Source organism: Deinococcus humi (genome assembly GCF_014201875.1).
GTDB lineage: Bacteria > Deinococcota > Deinococci > Deinococcales > Deinococcaceae > Deinococcus > Deinococcus humi.
In genome coordinates this window covers 79,467-101,246 of record NZ_JACHFL010000014.1, presented here as the reverse complement: position 1 = coordinate 101,246, position 21,780 = coordinate 79,467, and the positions used below count along the sequence as shown (strand labels likewise).

The following is a 21,780-nucleotide window of genomic DNA, read 5'->3' as shown; positions in this document are numbered from 1 at the left end:
AACCCTAGCATCGCCCGCATGACCCACCTTGCTCTGCCCCCACAAGCGACACAGGTGGGGCTGGCGGTGGACGTCGCGGCCTTCGCCATGCACGGCGGCGAATTGCGCGTGCTGCTGGTGCAGCGCGGCGAACTGCCGCACGCACGGGACTGGGCTCTGCCCGGCGGCTTCGTGCAGCCGGGCGAGGAACTGCACGAGGCCGCGCTGCGCGAATTGCGCACCGAAACCACCGTGCAACTCGAACCGCGCCACCTGGAGCAGTTCTATACCTTCGGCGAGGTGGGCCGGGACCCGCGCGGGCGCATCGTGAGCGTGGCCCATCTGGCGGTGCTGCCACACGGCACGGTCAGCGTCAGCGGCGGCGGGCACACCCTGGGGGCGGAGTGGCTCAACGCGCACCGGCCCCCGCAACTGGCTTTCGATCATCAGACGATCCTGACCCGCGCGCTGCTGCGGCTGCAACTGCGGTTGGAATACGCCAATCTGGCGCTGGAATTCCTGCCCGATACCTTCACCCTGCCCGAGTTGCAGACGGTCTACGAGGCGATCTTGAACCGGCAACTGGACAAGCGCAATTTCCGCAAACGCCTGCTGGCCCAGGGCATCCTGACCCCCAGCGGCGAGCGGCGCAGCGGTGTGGGACGCCCCGCACAACTGTACCGGCGGGCCAAGAACGTGCGCGTGGCCGCCCTGTAATTGGCGCAGTTTGTCAGGAGACCGAGAGGTTAGGAGGGAGGCGGCGGAGGATGGCCCCCGTAACTCGCCCGCAACCGCCCCAACCCCTGCCGCAGCCCGATGCGCCGCGCGGGAAGGTCCGCCAGGGTGACGGCTTGCAGGCCGCGTTCGTCCAGACCGCAGAGCAGCCCTTGCAGCACTTTGAGGCTCACCTCCGGGCCATCATGCAGCAGGATCACACTGCCGGGGCGAATCTGCGCCAGGGTCTGCCGGGCCAGCGTGGCGGCGTCCGCGTCGGTCCAGTCGCGACCCTCCACGTCCCACAGGGCAATCTGCCGTCCGATCAGCCGTGCCCACAGGCGGGTCAGGGGGCTGTGGCCGCCGTAGGGCGGGCGGTATAGCAGCGGCCCAGGTGCCTCCGCGCGGGGGTGCCACCGGATCTGTGTCCATTCCTGCCACGGCCAGAGCAGCAACGCGTGCCGGTGCCAGCGCCCATGCGCTTCAATCTGATGGGAAGAGTTCAACAGCGTCCGCAGCAGGGCCGGGTGGGCCGCGCAGGCGGGCTCGGTCACGAAGAAGGTGGCGTGTGCGCCGTGCCGGGCCAGCGTCCTGAGCAGTTCAGCCGTGCGGGGGGAGGGACCATCGTCGAAGGTCAGGGCCACCCGCCCCGATTCGCGCGGCCCACCTCCCAGCGCACCCCAGCCGGCGGCGCGGCCCAGCACGTCGGCCAGCAGGGTGGCAGCCAGCACCCCCAGGGTGGAGAACACAAGGCGATGTCCTAACTTTCTGAGCGCCATTGCCGCTCCTCCTACGCCCCGACCTCATGGCGTGTGGTCAGGGTTCGCCGGAAGATCACGTAGCCCACAGCCGTGATCAGGGCCAGGGCCGAGCCGGTGATGAACGGCCCGGTCGGCCCCAGGACCCGGTAGGCGAAGGCTCCTACCAGCGGGCCCATCCAGGTCCCCACGTTCTCCACGGTCATCAGCGCGCCCCAGGCAGCGGGGCGTTCGGCCTCGGGCAGGCGGCCCGTGACCAGCGCGGCCCAGCCGGGCATGATGAAGGCGTAGCCCACGCCCACGAGCACGGCCATCACGAACAGCGCCCACATCGGTGGCGTGGTGGCGACGCCGCCCAGGCCCAGCGCCAGCAGCGCAAACCCCAGGGTGACGGCCAGCCGGGCGTGCCCGCCGTCGGCCACCTTACCGGTCAGGGGCAGGCTGCCAAAGGCCACGGCACCCCCGGTGCCCAGCAGCGCCACCATGCCCCAGTACGTCAGGCCCAGATCGCGGTACAGCGTGAACAGCAGCGGCCCCAGCAGGGTCATGGTCAGGGTCTGCATGAAGGCCGCCGGAAACAGCGGGGCCAGAGCGCCCAGCGCCGTTTTCAGGCGGGCGCGGCGGTTCGGGCGGGTCTCCTGCTCGGCTTCTGCCGCGCGCCGCAGGCGGTTGGGCACGAACAGGGCGGCCAGGAGCGCCACGCCCAACACCGACAGGATGATCGTGAAGACCAGCGCCCGTGGACGTCCGGCCACTGCGCCCAGCAGCAGGAAGCCCGCACCGATCAGCGGCATCACCCCCAGGCTGATGGCCGTGACCGCCCGGCCCTTGTGGGTGTCCCGGGTGGCGTCGGCGGTCAGGTTCATGGTGCCGGGCCACATGGCGCTGAAACCCACGCCGTGCAGCGCAGCCGTCAGCAGCAGCACCCAGGCGGTGTGGGTGCCGGACATGACACTCAGGGCCAGCAACGACAGGGTCGCCCCGCCGAGCATGACCGGCCTCACCCCGAAACGGCTGATCAGCGCGCCGGCGGGGCCGCGCATCAGCGTGTCGGCGACGAAATGCACCACGAAGGTGGTGGCGGCCAGCGCCACGGCGTCCGCCTTGGACACGCCCAGCAGCGGACCGATGGCCTGGGGCAGATACGCTGCGTACAGTCCACTGCGGACAAACTCCGAGCACGCCAGAACCAGCGCCGCCACCAGCACGCCGGGCAGGGTGCCGGGTTTGACCGGCAGACGGTCCTGCCACGAGGTCACGGCGCTCACGGCCACGCCTCCCCGCACCTACGGCCAGCAAGTGCTCCCCCAGCAGAAAACTGGCCTCTGCCTGCTAGCCTGTGGCCGTGTCTGATTTCTCGGTGATCATTCCGGCCCGCAACGAGGCGGCGTATCTGCCCCTGACCCTGCGGGCGCTGGAGGCGCAGCGCAAGCCCCCCGCCGAGGTGATCGTGGTGGACAACGGCAGCACCGACGATACCGTGGGGGTGGCGCGGGCCTGGGGCGCACGGGTGCTGCACTGCGCCCGGCCCGGCGTGGCCTGCGCCCGTCAGTGGGGCCTGGAAGCCGCCCGCAGCGACTGGGTGGCCACCACCGATGCGGACTCGTTGCCCAGCCCGCAGTGGCTCCAAAAGTTGGAAGCCGCCACGCCCGGACGGGTGGCGCTGTACGGCCCGATGGGCTTCTGTGGAGTGGCCCCGTACTGGAGTTGGCTGTCCCAGCAGGCCTACAGCGGCTTTCTGCACGCCTGCCGGGTGGCGGGCAAGCCCAATCTGGCCGGGGCCAACATGGCGTACTCGCGTCAGGCGGCGCTGCTGGCGGGCGGGTACCCGGAAGTCGAGGCCTACGAGGACGTGATGCTGGGGCAGGCCATCGCCCGGCTGGGGGCAGTGGCCTATGTGCCGGGCGCCCTGGTGCAGACCAGCGCCCGCCGGCTGGAACGGGGCGCGCTGCCCTTCGCGTGGCAGCACCTGCGCAACATCACCGGTCATACACGAGGGTACTTTGAGACTGAACACCCAGGCCCGCCGCGTTAAGGCCGGCGGCCGCCAGCCCAGGCTCTGAAGGAAAGGGCACCTCACGCGGCATTCCCAGGGCGGCGGCATAAACTTCAAGCACCCGCGCGGCCACCCCGGCGGGCGTGGTCCCCGCCGCGAAGTCGCGCGCCCCGGCAGACAGACGGCCCCACAGCGCAGCGTCGCCCAGAATGGCGCGCGAATGGTGAATCATCGCGTTCACGTCCGCCGGCGCCACCAGATAACCGCTACGCTCATGGGCCACGCTGCTCAGGGTGCCGCGTGCGCCCACCGCCACCACCGGCACGCCCATCAGCTCGGCTTCCTGCAACACCAGCCCCTGCGTTTCTGTGTCGCTGGCAAACAGGAACAGCTCGGCCAGGCGGTAATACGCGCCGATCTCGGTCCAGGGTCTGACGCCCAGGAAGCTCACGCGGTTCTCGATGCCCAGGCGCCGGGCGTGCGCTTCGAGGTGCACGCGCTCTGGCCCCTCGCCCAGCAGCACCAGATGGGTGTCGGGCAGTTCGGCCACAGTGTCGAGCACGTGATCGAAACGTTTCTCGCGGGCCAGCCGTCCCACGCTCAGGAGGCGGCGCTTGCCGGCGGGCCAGGGATTGGGGATGGCCGGCGCAGCGTTCAGCACCTTCGGATCAATGCTGGTGGGAATCACCACCGGGCTGCGCACCCGCATGGCCTGCAGCACGTCCAGCACTCCTGCGGTGGGGGTAATCACAGCGTCGGCCCGGCCGTACAGCAGGCTCATGACGCGGGTGACCGCCCCGGTGTGGCGCTGCAGGGCCGTGACGCCCGGCACGTAATGGGTGTACGCCTCAATGTGGGTGTGGTAGGTCGCCACGTGCGGCACGTTCCATTTGCGGGCCAGCCGCGCCCCCGCCAGCCCCAGCGTCAGCGGGGTGTGGGTGTGGACCACGTCGTACTTCTGCTCAAAATCCCGGCGGGTGGGCCAGGCCAGGCGGTAGGTGGGCAGGAACATGTAGCTGACGCTAGGCACCCGCCGCACGTCGGTCCGGGTGTCCACGTTGTCCGGAAAGTCGGGGGCCACCACATCGACGTGATGACCCTGCGCCCTTAACTCGTCACTCAGCAGGCCCACACTGGTCACGATGCCGTTCTGATCGGGCAGGAAGGTATCGGTGAACAGACCGATTCTGAGCGGTCTCATCGGTCCCTACCAGAAGACATGCATTCCGGAAGGGGCCAGCCTGCTGGGAAAGGAGGGGTCTGAGGCATCGCTAGACAGGAGCATACGACGCCAGGGATGAGAGTGTCGTCAACCTTTGGTGTGGCCGGACCCCACCTCTGAGCTACAGTCGGCAAATGCGCCCACTTCTGCCTCATCTGCTTGCCGCCCAGTTGCGTGCCGGAGCCTACGGCGCGTGGGCAGGCGGCCATCCCGGCGCCCCCGAAGTCGGCGTGACCGTGCCCATTCACAGTGGACCCGAGCTCGAGGAAGTGCTGGCCAAAGCCCGCGAGGCCGGCGCAAAAGTCACCCTGCTGGTCTCCCCCGCCCTGGCCCCTGTGGCAGCCCAGGCGCTGTACGCCGCCACACAGGCCGGTCATGAGATCGCCGGGACGGGCCTGCCGGACTCACCCTGCGTTCTGGAGGCGGCTTCGGCCCAGCTGGTCCAGAGCTGGGCCGCTGACGGTCTGGGCCGCGCCAGCCTGCGCCGTCTGGCCGCGCAGGGCCTTCGCCCGCTGCCGTTTCCGCTGGAAACGCCGCAACCAGGACAGACCGTGCGGGTGCTGCCGGAGAGCCTAGGCGAACAGCTGCGGCACATGCGGGCGCTGGGCTACCGCCCCGTCCCCGTGCGTGACGTGCCGGGCTGGCGCCGTGCCGGGCCGCGTGACCTGCTGCTGCACCTGTACACGAACACCGTGGAGGCGAATTTTGCCCGTGAACACGGCGTCATTGATCTGGCCCAGCGGGCCGACGCCGTGATGCGGGTGGCCGCGCTGGACCACGCGCCCGCGCCGTTGCCGTTGCCGCACAACACGCCCACCGCCGAGTTGCATCTGCACTCGCCGCGCATCGTGGGACTGGCCGGGCGAAGCGCGCTGACCGCCTACCGCGCGTACCTCCGCAGCCTGAAGGACGTGGCCGCCGCCATGCAGACCCTCCCCGAGTTGCAGGACGCGCAGGCCGTGTTCGCCGTGACCCTGTTCCACGCCCAGCTGGAACAGGGCGGCTTCACGTTGCTGCCGCTGCCGCCCGCCCGCGCCCGCCTCTACGGCCTGGGCTTCCGCGTGCTGCGGACGGTCTACGGCACCGCCCGTCCGCCCAGTGAACCCCAGCCGAAAATGGCCTGGATGCCGCGGGAGGCGTTCCTCGCAAAGTATGGGTGATCTGCTTGGCGCTGGCCCCACCGATCCGCCGATGAAACAGACGTGTCCCAGGTCAGCCTGCCTATAGTTGCGGCATGCAGACTGTGGCAAACACGTTGGCAGGACACCGCTCTATCCGGCAGTTCAAACCGGACGAAGTTCCTCAAACCACCATTGATGAGGTGCTGCAGGAGGCCATCGCGGGCACGTCGTCGTCGGGGAACCTCAACAGCTACTCGCTGATCGTGACCCGTGACCCGGCACGGAAACAGCGGCTGTACGAATTGCACGGCGAACAGGAGTTCGTCCTGCAGGCGCCGCTGGTGATCACGTTCTGCGCCGACTGGTACCGCACGCGGCAGTGGCTGAAGCTCCGGGGGGCGCGGGACAACTTCAACAATTTCCTGGGATACCAGGTGGCCGCAAACGAGGCGATGCTGATTTCCCAGAGCGTGACCCTGGGCTTTGAGGCGCGCGGCTACGGCATCTGTTACATGGGCACCACTCTGCAGGCCATGGGCCAGATCGCCGACTATCTGGGCCTGCCCGAAACCTGCTTGCCCATCACGACCATCGCCGTGGGTGTCCCGGATGAACAGCCAGAGAGGCGCGAACGCCTGCCCATGCGGGCCTACGTCCATGACGAGGTCTACCAGAAACCCAGCGCGGCTGAGCTGGATGACCTGTACCGGGCGCGCGAGGAGAGTGGCTGGCAGCGCTACATGTCCATGCCCCGCCTTAAGGCCATGTGCGAGGAGGGCGGCATCACCTCGCTGGCGCAGATGTACACCAGTCCCTACAAGTATGACCCGGAGGCCTACGCGGCGACCTCGCAGCAGGTTCTGGAGACGCTGAGGGGACGGGGATTCTTGCCAAATAGGCTGGCGCCTGAGCAGACCCAAGAATAAAGCTCTGGTGTGGCCTTTGCCCGACTCTATCCCGGCAGATTGAATCTCAACACCGTGCCCTGCCCCGGCACGCTGTCCACATCCAGTTCGCCCCCAGCCAGGGCCACGCGCTCACGCAGGCCGGTCAGACCCAGGTGCCCCTCCTGGGCGCGGGCCTCGGCCTGCTGGGGCGTGAAACCCTGGCCATCGTCGCTGATCACCACCTCAACGCCGTCCGTACCAAAGATCACGCGAATAGCGGCGCTCAGGGCCCCGGCGTGCTTGTCCACATTATTCAGCGCCTCCTGCGCCAGCCGAAACACGGTCAGCTCGGTGGCCGCGTCCAGACGGCGCTCATGTCCGCCCACCTCCAGCCGCGTGGGGGTCTGCGCCTGTCCCGCCAGCCACTCCAGCGCAGGCAGCAGCCCCAGATCGTCCAGCACGCTGGGGCGCAGATTGCGGGCAAAGCGGCGCACACTGTCCAACGCAGCGTTCAGGTCGGCCAGAATGTCGTCGGCGCGCTCCTTCTGATTGCCGCTCAGCTCGCGCGCCAGCCGGGCCACCCGGCGGCCTGAGGCGGTCAGCACCTGCGCGGTGTCGTCGTGCAGCTCGCGGCTGATCCGTTTGCGTTCCTCCTCCTGCGCCTGGGTGAACAGGGCGAGGTAGGTTCGCAACTCGCTCTGGCGGGAGGTTGCCGCCTCCAACGCCTGCCCGCGCCGCGTGATCTCGTCGGCCAGGGTCTGGAGTTCCGAGAGGTCACGGGCGACCAGCAGCACCCCCGAATCGGTCTCGCCGGGACTGGGCGCCACTGCACTCAGGCGCACTTCCAGACGGTAGGGGCCGATCTGGATCTCGGCACGGCCCCCGGCATTGCGGGTGCGGGCGGCGTCCCAGGCGAGGTGCAGGGCGTCGCGGGTGGCGGGAGTGGGCAGGGTCATCAGTTGCCCCCCCACCAGCGGCCCGGTCAGCGGCTCCAGCAGGCGCGAGGCTGCGGGATTGGCGTAGGTCACCGTCCCGCCCGCGTTTGCGCTGAGGATCAGGTCATGCGCGCCCTCGGCCAGCTGGCGGTAGCGGGCTTCCTCGCGCTCCAGGGCAGACAGCAGCCGCACGCGGGTCAGGGTCTGGGTCATCTGATCGGCCACGCTGCGGGCCAGTTGCAGGGCATGATCGCCGGGAGCCTCCGGGCCGGGATCGTCGGCGTACAGGAAGCCCAGGAGACGGCCCTCATCGCCCAGCGGCACGATCAGTCCGCTGCCCGCCACGGGCAGGCAGGCGCGTCTGGGCAGCGGGCGAGGGCCGCGCCCCAGTTGTCCCCGTAGCGCCGTCAGCTCCTCTGGGGTGGGCGGGTACACGTTGAACGTCGCGCAGCGGCTCACCTCTCCCGCCTCGTCGGTAAGCGCCAGCAGGCCGCGCCCGGCATTCAGGGCCAGGGTGGTCAGGCGCACAGCCCCGGCCAGCGCGGCGTCGTCCTGGCTCTCGCCCAGCACCCGGCCCACATTCAACAGCACGGCGGCCTCGCGCTCGCGGCGCAGTTCCTCCTCGTACAGGCGGGCATTCTCTACGGCCAGGGACGCCTGCGCGGCGAACACGTCGGCCAGCGCCAGATCGTCGTCGTCCAGCGGAAGCACGGCCTCCCAGTACAGCGTCAGCGTGCCGAAGACCCCGGTGCGGGTGATCAGCGGCAGCCCCAGCACACCCTTGTAGGGGTAGCGGTTCTGCGCGAGCAACTGGCGGGTGTAGCGGCTGCCGCCGCCGTAATGGGCTGTGGCGAGGTCATGCGCGGCCACGGGTTCGCGTTGCTGGGCGGCCCGCCCGGTCACGCCCGCGCCCATCTTGGCGCGCACCCGCAGCACGTACTCGCTGGGCAGGCCCACGGCGCTGCGAATACTCAACGTGCGCCCATCGGGTTGCGCCTCGTAGACTGCCGCCGCGTCGGCACGGAACAGGGCCATGGCCCGCTCCAGCACCCGTGAGAGCGTATCGCCCAGATGCAGGCTGCCCGCCAGCGCCGCCCCCGCCTCGCGCAGCGCCTCGGCCGCGGCGCGTTTGCGGGTCTCAATACCGTAGAGACGGGCGTTGTCGATGGCCAGCGACGCCTGCTCGGCCAGCGCCAGCACCAGCCGGGCGTCGTCGTCGGTGGCCGTAGCACCGGGTTTGCGACTGTCCACGTACAGCACGCCCAGTGCCTGACCACGCGCGCTGAGGGCGGCGATGACGGCAGCTTCAGGGTCCAGTTCCAGCAGGCCCTGCGCCATCGGCGAATCGGCGTCCCGGGCGCGCTCGAAGCGGATGGCCTCGCCACGCCGGATCAGCGTTTCCATGCTGGCCGGGCCGACGCCCACGCCACCTGTGAACGCCTCGTCGAAGCCGTGCGAGAACACGTCCCCGGTTCTGGCGCCATCCTCGCCGAACTCGTTGAACAGGGCCACGAAGGCGCGCGAAAAACCCAGCGCCTGCGCCGCGCTCTGGGCGGTGCCGGTCAGCACTTCGGCCAGATCCAGGCTGCCCCCCAGACGACGCACCAGCGCCTCGACGGTCTCAGCCACACGCCCGCGTCCACGCCGGGCCTCGCGGGCCTGGACCCCTTCCAGAGCCAGCGTCAACAGCGGCACCAGCGCCGTCAGCTCTTCAAGGCCTGCCGGGCTGGCCCCCACGAATTCCAGCACCCCACACCCGAAGGGGAGGCACACCAGCATGCCCTCTTCCAGCAGGTAACCGCCGTCCAGCGCCTGCCGGGCCAGCGTGCCGTCGCTCAGGCCCAGGCCACGGCCCTCCTGCGCGAGTGCCTCCACGCGCCCGCCCTCGGCCACCCAGACCTGGACCCCGTGGGCCGCCGTGACCTGACAGGCATACTCCGCCAGCGCCGCCGCAAAAACGCGGGCGGTCTGTGCGGCGGCGAGGGTGGGCGGCAAGGTGGTCATATTAGTGATGTGGGTGTGGCGATGGGAGAGGACCTGTGCATCTTGTGGAATCGACTGTCCATACGGAATCCAACTGAGCAATGTCCCCTCGTTGAACGTGAAGCGGGGAGCTTTACAATCTTGACCCTCGTTCCGGAGGAACAAGAACGGCCTTCGCATTGCGATTGTTTGATCCTGAGACGATGCAATTGAACGTCACAGGAGGCTCACCTGACCGACCATTGAGAATATCGATCCGGCCCCGCCGCTTGTCGATCCGCGCAAATGTGTCCAACACATAAGCAGTTTGACCGGTGTTGACCTGACGCACAGCTTTAGAACACGCTTGCTCAACGTCTACGGTTTGCTGCGGCATGAACAACAACACGTAACCAGTCAGGAGGGCAAGGAGAACAGATACGCCGCAACCCAAAATTCCAGATCTGCCATTGCTCTGCTTCTCTGACATTACGCAATTCTACTTTGCTGGCTGGCGTGATCGACATAAAAAGACGAGCTCGGGCGAGCTGAAAATGCATTCCCAGCGAGGATCACGGATGAGGCTTCGGCCGTATTTCCTACTCACCCTCACAACAGCTTCGGGTCAATCCAGCCACGTTTAATACCGTACAGCACTGCCTCGGTGCGGCTGCCCACGCCCAGCTTGGAAAAGATGTTCGCCAGATGTACCTGAACTGTCCGCGGGCTGATGTCCAGATCGCGGGCGATTTCCTTGTTGGTGCGCCCGGTGGCGGCCACGCGCAGCACTTCCAACTCGCGCGGGCTGAGGTCATCCTCAGGCGAGGTGGGCTGGGCGGCAGCGCTGAAGCGTTCCAGCACCTTGCGGGCCACGCTGGGGTGTAGCGCACTCTCCCCGGCAGCCACGGCCCGCACCGCGCCCAGCAGATCGTCCTCGGAGGTGTTCTTCAACAGGTAGCCCGCCGCCCCGGCCTCCAGCAGCGCGAACACGTAAGCGTCGTCGTCGTAGCTCGTCAGCACCAGCACCCCCACGCGCGGCTGCTCGGCCTTGATCGCGCGGGTGGCCTCGATACCGTTCATGCCAGGCATCGACACGTCCATCAAGATCACGTCCGGCTTCAGCGCGCGGGCCTGGAGGATGGCCTCCTCACCGCTGGCGGCCTCTCCGATCACGTGCAGGTCCGCCTCGCCCTCCAGTAACTCACGCGTGCCCTTGCGGACCACCGGATGATCGTCCACCAGCAGCAAAGAGATTCGGCGGGACAGGCCGGTTTCGGCGCCGGTTTCAGGGGGGTGGGCAGAGTCGGGCATAGGCGCAGAATAGCCGCCCCAGCCCAGGACCAAGCCACACAAATGGGCCACCCCCGCAAAAGAGGGTGGCCCGGATGGAATTCAGGAAGAACGTGCGTGACTCAGCTCTTGCTCAGATCCTTCCAGAGCGTGCCGGTGCCGAAGTTGCTGAAGCCCAGCATGGGGTTGTAGGTGTCCAGACTCACGCCCTGAAGGTTGTCGCGGTAGGCCAGGACGCCGGGCTGGTTGGGCATGTAGATGTACCACGCCTGATCGATGGCCCGCTTGGCAATCTTGGAGTACAGCTCATTGCGCTTCTCGGTGTCGGTCGTGCTACGCGCCTCGTTGATCCAGGCGTCGATCTGCTCGTCCTTGGCGTTGATGCGCGGGTTGTAGTAGCCGTCGGAGCTGTAGAAGGTATGGACGAAATTGTCCGGGTCGGCGTAATCAGGAGCCCAGCCAGTCATGACCATCGCTTCGGTGCCCTGATTGCTGCCCTTGATGATCTCGCTCCATTCCTTGGCCACGATATTGACGTGGAACTTGGGGTTAATGGACTCGATGTTCTTCTTCAGGATCTCCATGCCGGTCTGGGCGGTGGCGCTGCCCGCGCGGTACGACACGTTGACCGTGAAGCCCTTGTCCCAGACCTGACCGTCCCAGGCATTCTGGAAGTATTCCTTGGCGGCGTCCAGGTCATACTTGGGAGGCTCGATGGACTCGTCGTAACCGGGGAAGCTCAGGGGCAGCAGGAAGTTCAGCGGCTCACCCTTGCCCTTCTGCACGTCCTGAATGTACTGGGGGGTGTTGAAGGCCGCCACGAAACCGCGGCGCACGTCCACGTCGCTGAAGAAGTTGGCGGGAATGCCCTGGCCGTCCAGCTTGCCGCTCCCGATGGCGCTCTTGCCGCTAATCTTCTGGTTCATGCTGATGCCGAAGGCGCTGGTATTGGGCAGATCGTCCAGAATCGCGATGCCCGGCTTACCGGCCAGCTGGGCCTCGACGATGGTGCGGCCACCGGTCTCCACGATGTCGGCGTCACCCTTCTCGAAGGCCTGAAGACGCGCGGCCTGTTCGGGGATTTTCTGCAGGATCACGTTCTTGATCTTGGGCTTCTCGCCCCAGTAATCCATGAAGGCCGTGGCGGTCACGGCAGTGGCCGTCTTGTCCAGCAGCTTGTAAGCGCCGGTGCCACTGGGGTCCTGCGCCAGGGGGCTGCCCATCAGGTCCTTGCCCACGGCTTCCTTCCAGGTGGCTTCGGTACCGTCCCACTCGCCGATCTTCTTGGCATGCTCGCTGTCTACAATGCCCTGACCGATGTACGCCAGCTTGGCCAGGAAGGCCGGGTCGGCCTTGGGCAGCTTGAACACCAGGGTCTCACCGTCGCACTGCACGGCGTCCGTGATGCGCTGCCAGGTGATGCTCTTGTCATCATTGGCGTTGCTGCCCGTGCCCAGCAGGCTCTCGGACAGGAACCAGTTGCCGCTGTCGCTGGTGTTGGTCACCAGATTCCGGCGGAAGGTGTACTCGGCGTCCTTGCACTCGAAGGGATTGCCGGTGTGGAACTTCACGCCGTCGCGCAGGGTGAAGCGGTATTCCTTGCCGTCCTCGCCCTCCTGCCACTCCGTCGCCAGCAACGGCTTGAGTTCAGACAGGCTGTTGCCCTCGTAGGTCACCAGCGTCTCGTACAGGTTCTCCACGATCTGCCCGCTGCCCGTGTCGTAGGTGGTGCCCGGATCCAGCGTGGGAATATCGGACGATTCCTGAACCACCAGCACGCCCGTGGGGGCCGCGCCGCTATCAGTGGCAGTCTCGGTGGTGGTTCCAGCGTTGTCCACCGGGGTGGCCGCAGTGTCCGTCGTGGTTGTGCTCGTGGTTCCGGTCGCGGCCGTGTTGTTGGTCTTGCACGCGGCCAGACTGAGGGTCAGGGTGGTCAGGAGCGTGGCGCTCAGCAGCTTCTTGGCAGACAAGGTGGGGTGATGAATGGTCATGGAATTTACTCCTTGAAAGAGTCGGACGATCTCTCCTTTCCGAACTTCCGTGCATAAAAAACAGAATCAAAGTCGAGCGGTTCCAGCAGATCAGCTTAGATGCCGTCTATGAGAGCGAATTGGCAAGATGACTAAGGTTTTCTCTGTGGGGACGCGTTTACGTCAGCTTCACGGGCCAACAGGGCGCACGAGTGGGACACCCCAGGACAAGGCAGCGAGAAAAGACCGTCACAGACGGACACCTCCTTCAACAGGAGTCACAGAATGAGAGGCCTCCCACAGCCAGCCTTGAGCGCCTTCGTGTAAGATTTCCTAATGACTGCTTCCACCGTTTCCAATTCCTTTTTGCTGCGCGGTACGGCGGCGGGCAACACGTTGCGACTGGTGGGCATGGAGTCCACCCGTGTCGTGGAGGACGCCCGTCTGCGCCACGGCCTGAGCAAGACCGCCACCGCCGCGCTGGGGCGCACCCTGACGGCCTCTGCCTTGCTGGCCGTGGTTCTGGGCAAGAAAGTGGACAGCCGAGTGACGGTGCGAGTCGAGGGCGGTGGCCCGGTGGGCTGGATCGTCGCCGAGGGCAGCGCCAACGGTCATGTTCGCGGCTACGTGCGCGAGCCGGGCGCGGATCTGCCCCTGCGTGAGTCCGACGGCAAGCTGGACGTGAGCGGGATCGTGGGCACCCAGGGTGAACTGGCAGTGACGCGCCTGCTGGACAACGGCGAGCCGTACACGGGCAGCATCGAGCTGGTCAGCGGCGAGATCGCTGAGGACGTCAGCAGCTACCTGGGAGTCTCTGAACAGATTCCCAATGCTGTGCTGCTGGGCGTCTACGAGGAAGGCGGGCGGGTGGCCCACGCGGGCGGTCTGCTGGTTCAGGCGATGCCCGGCGTGTCGGATGAAACGCTGGCCCGGCTGGAGGCCAACATTCGCGCGCTGGGCCAGATCACCGACGGACTGCGCCGCGGCGGCATTCTGGACGTGATGAACCGCGTGACTGAGGGACTGGGCCTGACCCTGGCTCCCGGCGCGCAGGCCGCCGGCTTCGAGTGCCGCTGTTCGCGGCAGAAGGCCGAGGACAGCCTGAAATTCTTCAATGCCGAGGAACGCCAGGACATGATGGACACGGGCGGCCAGGAAATCGTGTGCCACTGGTGCGGTGAGAAGTACCACATCACCCCTGCCGAGATCGCCGCGCTGGACGCGCCGCCGGAACGGGCACGGGCGTAAGGACCATTCTTGCCACCCCCCCTGTAATGGAGGGGGCTTTTTTTACAGCTGTGCCAGCCATTCATGCTGCGGGTGAACGCGTTCTAGCGCCGTCCGCAGCCAGTCAGCCGCCTGAAGCGTAAGCGTGGGGCGCACCCGCCCGAAATCCAGCGCGTCCTTGCCACGCGGCTCGCGGCCTCCGGTGGCCGCCTTGAACAGCAACACCGCCTGTGGGGCCAGGTACGGCATGCCGGAGGCTGACCATCGTCGGGCCTCGTCCAGCGGCAGCGTCACGCCCGGATCGCGCCGGTACTGCCACAAGCCCGCGCCCATATCGGTCAGCAGCAGATCGAGCATCAACACGTCCGGCAAGTCGGGGTGACGGGCGTGAATCTGGTGGAGCGGCGGTTCCAGCGGGGCTGTCCAGGGCCGGTACAGACCGTCCTGTGGGGCATCAAGCTTCCAGGGGGCGAGCAACCCCAACAGTTGGGACTGAGCGCCGCGCGCCACGGCCACGTCCAGATCGTCATGGGGCCGCGCCACCGCGCCCAGATGTAAATCCAGCGCCACACCTCCGGCGAACATCCACGGGTCGTCCAGGCCCGCCAGCGCCTGAGCTGCAAACTGGGCTGGCCGGAAACCGACGGTCTGGGCGTAGTGGGCGGTGGCTTCCGGCCTCAGCGCCTCATCTGCCCCCTGCCGTCCATGAACGAGAAAGGCCTGACTGTAACGCGCCGCCGCCGTTTCATCGTCCAGCAGCAGCGTCCGCAGGGCCTCCTGCCCCGCACGCCAGCCGCTGCTGTGATCGGGCAGCACCAGCCGCCAGCCTGCGGGATGCAGATACGCCGCACCGTCCGGCACGTAGCCCAGCGCCTCCAGCGTGCGGCGCTGTTCCTCGCTGGGCGGTTCCGGCAGCACGTCCAGGTGAAGTTCGGGCACGTCCAGATCAGCCAGCGCAGGGACGCTACCCGGCCCGCCGGGCTGGACATGAAAGACGCCCTCCCGCCGTCCTCCAGCCAGATAGTCGCCCAGTGCCGTTTTCAGATCATGGATGGCCGCGTTCAGGTCAGGCATGCCCTCAAGAGAGCATGGGTGAAGCCCGGCCCACCTCCGCTCTTATGCGTAGGACGCCGGGGCTGGCGATACTGGGGCATGAACGTCAAGCGAACCACTCCCGCTCTGCTGCTCCTGGGCAGCCTCGCCGTGGGGCTGGCCGGGTGCGATACGGGACCGCGGCAGTCCATGGGCACGCAGGCCACCAGCCAGACCGCCACCACACCGTCGGAGCCAGCCCAGACGGCCTCCACACAGGCCAGTCCGGAACAGACGGCAGCCACAGACGCCGCTTCCACCACTGAGAGCGCCGACACCGCCCCCGACGCGCTGGGGCTGGAGGCGGGCGCGCGGCTGCAATCCGAGCAGAACACCATTGAGGTGGTGCAGCGCTTCGAGCCGGGTCTGGTGTACATCAGTACCGAGCAGCAGGTGACGGCGCAGGACCCCTTCGGGATGATGGGCGGCAACACACAGGTGCAGCGGGGGGTGGGCAGCGGCTTTTTTGTCAATGACGCCGGGGACATCCTGACCAATTACCACGTTGTGGCGGGCGAGGGGGGCCAGGGCAACGCCAGCAAGATCACCGTCCGGGTGATGAATCAGGACAAGGCCGTTGAAGCCCAGGTAATCGGCTACGCCCCGCAGTACGATCTGGCGCTGATCCGCGCCGACGGCCTGGACAAGTCGCTGATCCGGCCTATTCCGCTGGGGGACAGCGACGCCCTGAAAGTGGGCCAGAAAGCCATCGCGATGGGCGCTCCGTTTGGTCTGGATTTCAGTGTGTCGGAGGGCATTGTGAGCAGCACCGCCCGCCAGATCCCCATTGGGTTCTCGGCGGGCGGCGAGGGCATCACGCAAAAGGCCATTCAGACCGACGCGGCCATCAATCCCGGCAACTCCGGCGGGCCACTGCTGAACAGCGCCGGCGAGGTCATTGGCATCAATACCCAGATCCTTTCGCCAGCCGGTCAGGCCAGCGGTGTGGGGCAGAGCGCGGGCGTGGGCTTCGCCATCCCCATCAATGCGGCCAGGAATCTGCTGCCGCGCCTGCAGGCGGCGGAGGGCGGCGAGGTCAGCCTGCCGCGGATCGGCATTAGCGTCGGACTGGTGGTGCAGGGGCCGCAGGGACCCGCCGCGCTGGGTCTGGGGACGCTGAGCCCTCAGGGCAAACAGCAGCTGGGTCTGCCCGACACCGGCCTCGTGGTGGGCCAGGTTCAGCCCGGCACGCCTGCCGCCGAGGCCGGCCTGAAGGGCGGCACCCGCGTCGAGCGCTTCCAGGGCGGCGCGATCAGCCTGGGCGGCGACATCATCACCGCCGCCGACGGCCAGCCGGTGGACGCGCTGGAAGACCTTCAAGCCGCCCTGATCGACAAGAAGGAGGGCGACACCGTCAACCTGAGCGTGCTGCGCGGCGGCAAGACGCAGGACGTGAAGCTCACGCTGGACGCCTCGGCCTTCCAGTGAACCTGCCTGAGGGTCAGGCCATAGTTAACCCTGCACCCGTGACACTTTCGGGTCCATGACTCCTCTTGCCACACATCTCTGGGAGCAGCTGCTGGCCGAAGACCGTCAGTGGCTGCGGGCGCTGGCGCGTCAGGCGGGGCCGCGCGCCCGTGTGGCGCTGGTGGGCGGCGCCGTGCGGGACGCCTTTCTGGGTTACGCTCCCCTCGACCTGGACGTCGTGGCTGAGGGCGCACACGTGGAGACGCTGGCGCGCGCCTCCGGGCTGCCCGTCCTCTTTCATCCGGCCTTTCAGAACGCCACCGTGACCCTGCCGGATGGCCGCAACGCGGATCTGGTCCGCGCGCGCCGCGAAACCTACCCGGTGGCGGGGCAGAACCCACTGCCCCACCCCGGCACGCTGGAAGACGACCTGCGGCGGCGCGATTTCGCGGTCAATGCCCTGGCCCTGCTGATCGGCCCCGACAGTGAACTGACCCTGCTGGACGAGATGAACGGTCTGAGTGAGCTGGAGGCCCGGGTGCTGCGGCCCCTGCACCCCCGTTCCTTCCACGAGGACGCCAGCCGACTGGTCCGCGGAGCACGGCTGGCAGCGCGGCTGGGTTTTGCGGCGGATCCGGAACTACTGCGGCAGGTACCGGACGCGCTGGCGATGGCCGCGCGGACACCCCGGCTGTGGGTCGAACTCAAGCTGCTGCTGTCGGAAGCCCGCCCTGGCGCAGCGGCGCGCAAGCTGGAGGAATGGGGCGCCGGGGAACTGCTGCCTGGCGTGGAATGGCTGCAAGGGTTGGACACCCTCCAGGACGCCGGGCAGCCCGTTTCACCGCAGCTGTACGCCGCCGCTGCACTGCACGCCGCCGCTGACCCAGTGCCGCTGGCCGAACAGTTGGGCCTGGGCGACCGCCCTGCCGCCCTGCTGACCCGCGCGCTCTCGGACACCTATTTTCCGGACGGCACTCCAGAAAGGGTCCTGCGCGGCCTGCTACGTCCGGACGCCCCGGTGCCGCTGACCGGGCGCGACGTACTGGCGATGGGCGTGCCGCCGGGGCACGCGGTGGGTGAGGCGCTCGCCCACCTGGCGCGGCTGCGACAGGAGGGGCAGATTCACAGCCGGGAGGAGGAACAGGCGGCCCTGCAAAAGTACCTGGAAGCCGACAGGCATTGAGCGGCGCCCGTAGAATGCAGCGTATATGCTCCTCAGCCTGCTGACCTCCAATCCCACTGCCTTCATCATCATCGCGCTGGCGCTGGTGCTGTCCCTCGCGGTTCATGAGTTTGCCCATGCTTACACCGCCGACCGGCTGGGCGATCCCACGCCGCGCCGGTACGGACGGGTGACCCTCAATCCGGTGGCCCACCTCGATCCGGTGGGCACGTTGCTGCTGCTGGTGGCGGGTTTCGGCTTTGCCAAGCCAGTGCCGGTCAACCCGGGCAACCTCGGGCGCTGGGGCACGCTGTGGGTGGCCGCCGCCGGGCCGATCAGCAACATCCTGATTGCCTTTGTATGCGCCGTCCTGCTCAAGGTGCTGCCCCCCACCACCATCACCCTGACCATCCTGCTGACGGTCATGGGCATCAATGTGGTGCTGGCCTTCTTCAACCTGATCCCCATTCCGCTGCTTGACGGCAGCCGCATCCTGGGGGCGCTGGTGCCGCCCCTGGGGCGCAGCCTCGCACAGTTCGAGGCCCAGCCCTTCAGCTTCCTGATCGTAATGGGCTTTATCTTTCTGGCCCGCGACCCCATCGGCAGAATGATCCAGAGCGTGCAGGGGTGGGTGCTGGGTGTGGTGGGGGTGTAGCCCCTCCGGCTGAACTACCCGCCCCTGATTCCCCTCTCCCCATGCAGGCAGGAGAGGGGTTTGCTCTGTCCCCTATGCCCCCAGCTCAGTACTGCTGCCCGTCCGTCACCCGCCCTTCCGGTTCCTGGCCCTGTTGCAGGGTCAGCAGAAAATCGCGGGTGAGGCTGGCCCCGCGCGCCACCAGATCGGTGGTGGTGCTGGCGATGTGCGGCGTGATGATCACGTTCTTACGCGCCCACAGCGGGTGACTCTCCGGCAGCGGTTCGGGATCGGTCACGTCCAGCGCCGCGCCGCCCAGCTGACCGGAATCCAGGGCCGCCAGCAGGTCGTCGGTCACGATCAGATTGCCGCGCCCAGCGTTAGCCAGCCACGCACCCGGCTTAAGCTTGCCCAGTACCTCGGCGTTCACGATGCCGCGCGTCTCGGGTGTGCTGGGCAGCAGCAGCACCACCCAGTCGGCGCGGGACAGCAGCCCGTCGCGCTGATGGTCCGGGGTGGCGCTGCGAATGCCGTCCACCTGCACCCCGAACGGCGCGAGCAGTCCTTCCAGAATGCGCCCGATGTGGCCGTAGCCCCAGATCACCACCCTCTGTCCATCCAGCGTGTGTAACCCCGAATCGTTCGGCGTTCTGGTGGAAGTCCAGCGCCCCTCTTCCTGCGCATCGCGGAAACGGTGCAGGCCGCGCATGGCCGCTAGCATCAACGCCGCGACATGAACCGCCACGGCGCGGTCATGCAGTCGGTTGGCGTTGAACAAAGCCACGCCCTGGGGCAGGTGGGGCTTAACGTGGTCAATCCCGGCAGTCAGGGTCAGCACCCATTTCAGACCCGGTGTCCTGAGCAGTTTCTCGCGGGTGTCGCCGCGCGCCAGCCACAGCACCGCGCCCTCGGCCTCTCCGCTGGGAACGTGCTCCTGCGAGTAGAAGTCGAGCTCCACGCCGGGGACGCTGTGTTCGTCGTGCCCGGAGAGGGCGTGGAATTCGGGCAGGTCGGGCAGCAGAACGCGCATGCCGCCTATTGTGCCCCACCGTCCGGCAAGAGGTTCTTCGCCTGCCATTCATCCTGAGTGATTTCCATGTGCACGTCGGTGCGGCCCGTGTGTGGCGTGCGGCCCACCTCTCGGAAGCCACAGGCGAGGAAGGCCCGCTGGGCACGGCGGTTGTGGGCAAAAGTGGTCAGGCGCACCCGCCGCAGCGGCACCGCGCGGCCCGCGAAAGCCCATTGCAGCAGCGCAGAGACCGCCTCGCGCCCGTAGCCCTGGCCCCATAGCGCAGGAAAGCCGATCATCACGCCCAGGGTGCCGGTGGTGGGCGTCAGCGGCGGCGAGGGCCGCAGGTCATACAGCTCGGCGCTGCCGATCAGTGCGCCGCGCTCGTCCAGAATGCCGAAACCCACGCGCTCGCCACCGCGTTCCTCGTCCTGCATGACCTTGCGGAACAGCCATTCGGGCAGGCGGATGGGTTTGGCATCATTCCAGTCGGCCAGCTCGCGGTCCTTGAAAAAGCCGTGCAGGATGTGCCATTCGTCGCCATTCAGTTCCAGCATCGGCTTGAGGCTGACCCGCCCCCACCCCCCGCCCGCTGCCGGGAAGTCTGGGGACGCGGGGGAATCGATCATGGGTTGAGTTTAGCGCTCACGGTGGACAGCGGCCCCGCGGCGCGAACCACGTCGCGGGTCAGACGTTCCAGGTGAAAGGCGTCACCCTCGGCACGTTCCACGGTGCGGGTTTCAGGGTTGACCACCAGCAGCGCCAGTACCTCATTTCCCGCGTGCCGGATGCTGACGCCGGGGTGACCGCCCAGCGCTTGCTGATCTTCGCTCGACAGCGAGTTCCAGGCCGGGGCCGAAGCCGTCAGCCCCAGATGCGCCGTGGGCAGGCGGCGGCGCGAGAGTTCGCCCTCCAGCCAATCCACCGCCCCTGGCATTCCAGCGATCAGGCCCTGTTCCAGATGGGGCGAGGGCTGGTTGTAGCTGACCTCGCCCCCGTCCCGTCGGCGCAACGTCCCGCCCGCCGCCCGCAGCAGCGCGTCCCCGGCGGCAATATCCCACTCGCTGCGGGGCGACATGGTGAAGGTGACGTCGGCCTCATCGGCGCTCAGGCGGGCCAGCTTCAGCGCAATGCTGCCGCTGGGCAGCATCCCGGGCAGATCGTGACGGTTCAACTCGCGCCCGAATTCCGTGTCCGAGACGGCGACCCGCCAGCCGTTCTCGCGGGGGGCACGCTCGACCTTCCGCCCGTTCTTCCAGACCCCCTGTCCGACGATGCCCGTGAACAGTTCGTCGGTGGTCGGCGCGTAGACCACGCCCAGCACGGCATCGTCGCCTACCGCCAGGCCGATGCTGACGCAGTAATCCGCCGTGCCCTTGATGAATTCGCTGGTGCCGTCAATCGGGTCAATGATCCACACCCGCTGACGCGACAGCCGGGCGGCGCTGTCGGTCTCCTCCTCACTCAGGAGACCGTCGCCTGGAAACGCCCCGGTCAGACCGGCCACGATCAGTGCAGACGCCTCGCGGTCTGCTGCCGTTACCGGATCCTCGTGGCTGGTCTTGTGTTCCACATCGAAACCCACTGCGCGGTGGTGCAACAGCAACGCCCCGGCCTCGCGGGCCAGCCGGGAGGCCACTTCGAGTTCATGGGCCAGATCGTGGGGCGGTGTGGGTGCAGTCATCGGCCCAGGATAGCCGCCGATGGGCACAGATCACGCACCACGCACGCGCCGCACGCCGGGTTGCGGGCGCGGCAGGTCTGGCGTCCGTGGCGAATGGACGCAACATGGAAGGTGTAGCGGGCCGCCCAGTCGCGCGGCAGCACCTCGTCAAACCAGCGTTCCACCTTAACCGCGTTCCAGGCTTCCGGCACCAGCTCCAGCCGCCGCGCGATGCGGTGGATGTGGGTATCCACCGGCATGGCCGGTCGAGCCAGATCGAACAACAACACGCAACTGGCCGTTTTCATGCCCACTCCGGGCAGGCTTTCCAGCAGTTCACGGGCCGTCCTGTCGTCCAGATCGCGTGTTTCCCGCAGCGAGAGACTGGGGCGCGTCTCGTCCAGTTCCGCCAGCAGCGAATAGATGTAACTGGCCTTGATCCGGGAGAGGCCGCCGCCCGCCGCCTTCAGCACCGCCTCGATGCCGTCCGGGCCGTCGGCCAATGCCCCCTCCCAGCGTGGATAGGCGGTCTTGAGGCCCTGAAATTGTCGCCGGGTGATCGGGGCCGTGTTCTGCTGGGACAGAATGGTCTGGATCAGGCCGTCGAGCGGCTCGGGGGCGCGTCTGGGTTGGGGCGGATCGGGGAGATATTCCTCGGCCAGCCGCCGCGCGATTTCAGGCAGGTGTTCAGGCGGCGGCTGCTGCCGACTCAGGGGGAGCTTCTTTGATGGAACCGGAGGGGCAGTCATCGG

20 protein-coding genes are annotated in these 21,780 nt (G+C 67.6%); 8 read left to right on the top strand and 12 right to left on the bottom strand.

Annotated elements, in window-relative coordinates; genetic code table 11:
* The first annotated feature begins 18 nt into the window (after positions 1-18).
* Entirely contained in the window at positions 19-696 is a 678-nt protein-coding gene (locus HNQ08_RS20015; protein ID WP_184136130.1) for an NUDIX hydrolase, read from the top strand.
* Positions 697-725: 29 nt separating this feature from the next.
* On the opposite strand, the gene HNQ08_RS20010 is transcribed toward HNQ08_RS20015, so the two are convergent.
* Together HNQ08_RS20010 and HNQ08_RS20005 are read right to left on the bottom strand one after the other, a co-directional pair.
* Positions 726-1,442, bottom strand: a complete 717-nt coding sequence (locus HNQ08_RS20010; RefSeq protein ID WP_229790131.1) for a polysaccharide deacetylase family protein — start codon at positions 1,440-1,442, stop codon at positions 726-728.
* A gap of 41 nt (positions 1,443-1,483) precedes the next feature.
* Entirely contained in the window at positions 1,484-2,719 is a 1,236-nt protein-coding gene (locus HNQ08_RS20005; RefSeq protein ID WP_229790132.1) for an MFS transporter, read from the bottom strand.
* A gap of 77 nt (positions 2,720-2,796) precedes the next feature.
* On the opposite strand from HNQ08_RS20005, the gene HNQ08_RS20000 reads away from it, so the two are divergent.
* On the top strand, positions 2,797-3,486 hold the full coding sequence (locus HNQ08_RS20000) for a glycosyltransferase (protein ID WP_184136126.1): 690 nt from the start codon (positions 2,797-2,799) through the stop codon (positions 3,484-3,486).
* Here HNQ08_RS20000 and HNQ08_RS19995 read toward each other — a convergent pair.
* On the bottom strand, positions 3,431-4,648 hold the full coding sequence (locus HNQ08_RS19995; protein WP_184136124.1) for a glycosyltransferase: 1,218 nt from the start codon (positions 4,646-4,648) through the stop codon (positions 3,431-3,433). The genes HNQ08_RS20000 and HNQ08_RS19995 overlap by 56 nt on opposite strands.
* 155 nt (positions 4,649-4,803) lie before the next feature.
* Between HNQ08_RS19995 and HNQ08_RS19990 the strand changes: the two genes are divergently transcribed.
* Both HNQ08_RS19990 and HNQ08_RS19985 read left to right on the top strand, forming a co-directional pair.
* A complete protein-coding gene (locus HNQ08_RS19990; protein WP_184136121.1) occupies positions 4,804-5,829 on the top strand; it encodes a YkoP family protein in 1,026 nt (341 codons plus the stop codon).
* A 74-nt stretch (positions 5,830-5,903) separates the two neighbouring features.
* Positions 5,904-6,716 (top strand): nitroreductase family protein, encoded by an 813-nt coding sequence (locus HNQ08_RS19985; RefSeq protein ID WP_184136119.1) that lies wholly within the window; start codon positions 5,904-5,906, stop codon positions 6,714-6,716.
* A 26-nt stretch (positions 6,717-6,742) separates the two neighbouring features.
* On the opposite strand, the gene HNQ08_RS19980 is transcribed toward HNQ08_RS19985, so the two are convergent.
* The 4 genes from HNQ08_RS19980 to HNQ08_RS19965 all read right to left on the bottom strand — a co-directional run bounded on the left by HNQ08_RS19980 (position 6,743) and on the right by HNQ08_RS19965 (position 12,855).
* A complete protein-coding gene (locus HNQ08_RS19980) occupies positions 6,743-9,616 on the bottom strand; it encodes a GAF domain-containing protein (protein ID WP_184136117.1) in 2,874 nt (957 codons plus the stop codon).
* A 112-nt stretch (positions 9,617-9,728) separates the two neighbouring features.
* Positions 9,729-10,064, bottom strand: a complete 336-nt coding sequence (locus HNQ08_RS19975) for a hypothetical protein (RefSeq protein WP_184136115.1) — start codon at positions 10,062-10,064, stop codon at positions 9,729-9,731.
* 119 nt (positions 10,065-10,183) lie between these two features.
* Positions 10,184-10,885 (bottom strand): response regulator, encoded by a 702-nt coding sequence (locus HNQ08_RS19970; protein WP_184136112.1) that lies wholly within the window; start codon positions 10,883-10,885, stop codon positions 10,184-10,186.
* Between the two features lie 101 nt (positions 10,886-10,986).
* A complete protein-coding gene (locus tag HNQ08_RS19965) occupies positions 10,987-12,855 on the bottom strand; it encodes an ABC transporter substrate-binding protein (RefSeq protein ID WP_184136110.1) in 1,869 nt (622 codons plus the stop codon).
* Positions 12,856-13,170: 315 nt separating this feature from the next.
* Here HNQ08_RS19965 and hslO point away from each other — a divergent pair, with 315 nt between their 5' ends.
* Positions 13,171-14,082: an Hsp33 family molecular chaperone HslO gene (hslO, locus tag HNQ08_RS19960; RefSeq protein ID WP_184136108.1), complete on the top strand. Its 912-nt coding sequence runs from the start codon at positions 13,171-13,173 to the stop codon at positions 14,080-14,082.
* Positions 14,083-14,124: 42 nt separating this feature from the next.
* On the opposite strand, the gene HNQ08_RS19955 is transcribed toward hslO, so the two are convergent.
* Positions 14,125-15,135, bottom strand: coding sequence for a hypothetical protein (locus tag HNQ08_RS19955; protein ID WP_184136106.1), 1,011 nt, complete (start codon positions 15,133-15,135; stop codon positions 14,125-14,127).
* A 78-nt stretch (positions 15,136-15,213) separates the two neighbouring features.
* Between HNQ08_RS19955 and HNQ08_RS19950 the strand changes: the two genes are divergently transcribed.
* From HNQ08_RS19950 to HNQ08_RS19940, 3 genes are read left to right on the top strand one after another with little or no spacing between them, the layout of a single operon-like run.
* Complete coding sequence (locus HNQ08_RS19950) at positions 15,214-16,581, top strand: S1C family serine protease (RefSeq protein ID WP_229790133.1); 1,368 nt, start codon at positions 15,214-15,216, stop codon at positions 16,579-16,581.
* Positions 16,582-16,636: 55 nt separating this feature from the next.
* Complete coding sequence (locus HNQ08_RS19945; protein WP_184136104.1) at positions 16,637-17,743, top strand: CCA tRNA nucleotidyltransferase; 1,107 nt, start codon at positions 16,637-16,639, stop codon at positions 17,741-17,743.
* Positions 17,744-17,768: 25 nt separating this feature from the next.
* The gene (locus HNQ08_RS19940) at positions 17,769-18,377 is read left to right on the top strand and encodes a site-2 protease family protein (RefSeq protein WP_184136102.1); all 609 of its coding nucleotides are present in this window, start codon (positions 17,769-17,771) and stop codon (positions 18,375-18,377) included.
* Between the two features lie 85 nt (positions 18,378-18,462).
* On the opposite strand, the gene HNQ08_RS19935 is transcribed toward HNQ08_RS19940, so the two are convergent.
* Genes HNQ08_RS19935 through HNQ08_RS19920 form a run of 4 tightly spaced genes read right to left on the bottom strand, consistent with a single transcriptional unit; the run spans position 18,463 to position 21,777 of the window.
* The gene (locus HNQ08_RS19935; protein WP_184136100.1) at positions 18,463-19,386 is read right to left on the bottom strand and encodes an NAD(P)-dependent oxidoreductase; all 924 of its coding nucleotides are present in this window, start codon (positions 19,384-19,386) and stop codon (positions 18,463-18,465) included.
* A gap of 5 nt (positions 19,387-19,391) precedes the next feature.
* On the bottom strand, positions 19,392-19,994 hold the full coding sequence (locus HNQ08_RS19930; RefSeq protein ID WP_184136098.1) for a GNAT family N-acetyltransferase: 603 nt from the start codon (positions 19,992-19,994) through the stop codon (positions 19,392-19,394).
* Complete coding sequence (locus tag HNQ08_RS19925) at positions 19,991-21,049, bottom strand: 3'(2'),5'-bisphosphate nucleotidase CysQ family protein (protein ID WP_184136096.1); 1,059 nt, start codon at positions 21,047-21,049, stop codon at positions 19,991-19,993. The genes HNQ08_RS19930 and HNQ08_RS19925 overlap by 4 nt, the downstream gene beginning before the upstream one ends.
* Positions 21,046-21,777 carry an endonuclease III domain-containing protein gene (locus tag HNQ08_RS19920; protein WP_184136094.1) on the bottom strand — a complete coding sequence of 244 codons (732 nt, stop codon included), beginning with the start codon at positions 21,775-21,777 and terminating at the stop codon, positions 21,046-21,048. Before HNQ08_RS19920 ends, HNQ08_RS19925 begins: the two co-directional genes overlap by 4 nt.
* Positions 21,778-21,780 lie beyond the last annotated feature (3 nt).

Coding starts and splice junctions, on each gene's coding strand:
- HNQ08_RS20015 (WP_184136130.1), top strand. CDS start 19: ATGACCCACCTTGCTCTGCCCCCACAAGCGACACAGGTGGGGCTGGCG.
- HNQ08_RS19995 (WP_184136124.1), bottom strand. CDS start 4,648: ATGAGACCGCTCAGAATCGGTCTGTTCACCGATACCTTCCTGCCCGAT.
- HNQ08_RS19990 (WP_184136121.1), top strand. CDS start 4,804: ATGCGCCCACTTCTGCCTCATCTGCTTGCCGCCCAGTTGCGTGCCGGA.
- HNQ08_RS19985 (WP_184136119.1), top strand. CDS start 5,904: ATGCAGACTGTGGCAAACACGTTGGCAGGACACCGCTCTATCCGGCAG.
- HNQ08_RS19980 (WP_184136117.1), bottom strand. CDS start 9,616: ATGACCACCTTGCCGCCCACCCTCGCCGCCGCACAGACCGCCCGCGTT.
- HNQ08_RS19975 (WP_184136115.1), bottom strand. CDS start 10,064: ATGTCAGAGAAGCAGAGCAATGGCAGATCTGGAATTTTGGGTTGCGGC.
- HNQ08_RS19970 (WP_184136112.1), bottom strand. CDS start 10,885: ATGCCCGACTCTGCCCACCCCCCTGAAACCGGCGCCGAAACCGGCCTG.
- HNQ08_RS19965 (WP_184136110.1), bottom strand. CDS start 12,855: ATGACCATTCATCACCCCACCTTGTCTGCCAAGAAGCTGCTGAGCGCC.
- hslO (WP_184136108.1), top strand. CDS start 13,171: ATGACTGCTTCCACCGTTTCCAATTCCTTTTTGCTGCGCGGTACGGCG.
- HNQ08_RS19955 (WP_184136106.1), bottom strand. CDS start 15,135: ATGCCTGACCTGAACGCGGCCATCCATGATCTGAAAACGGCACTGGGC.
- HNQ08_RS19950 (WP_229790133.1), top strand. CDS start 15,214: ATGAACGTCAAGCGAACCACTCCCGCTCTGCTGCTCCTGGGCAGCCTC.
- HNQ08_RS19945 (WP_184136104.1), top strand. CDS start 16,637: ATGACTCCTCTTGCCACACATCTCTGGGAGCAGCTGCTGGCCGAAGAC.
- HNQ08_RS19940 (WP_184136102.1), top strand. CDS start 17,769: ATGCTCCTCAGCCTGCTGACCTCCAATCCCACTGCCTTCATCATCATC.
- HNQ08_RS19935 (WP_184136100.1), bottom strand. CDS start 19,386: ATGCGCGTTCTGCTGCCCGACCTGCCCGAATTCCACGCCCTCTCCGGG.
- HNQ08_RS19930 (WP_184136098.1), bottom strand. CDS start 19,994: ATGATCGATTCCCCCGCGTCCCCAGACTTCCCGGCAGCGGGCGGGGGG.
- HNQ08_RS19925 (WP_184136096.1), bottom strand. CDS start 21,049: ATGACTGCACCCACACCGCCCCACGATCTGGCCCATGAACTCGAAGTG.
- HNQ08_RS19920 (WP_184136094.1), bottom strand. CDS start 21,777: ATGACTGCCCCTCCGGTTCCATCAAAGAAGCTCCCCCTGAGTCGGCAG.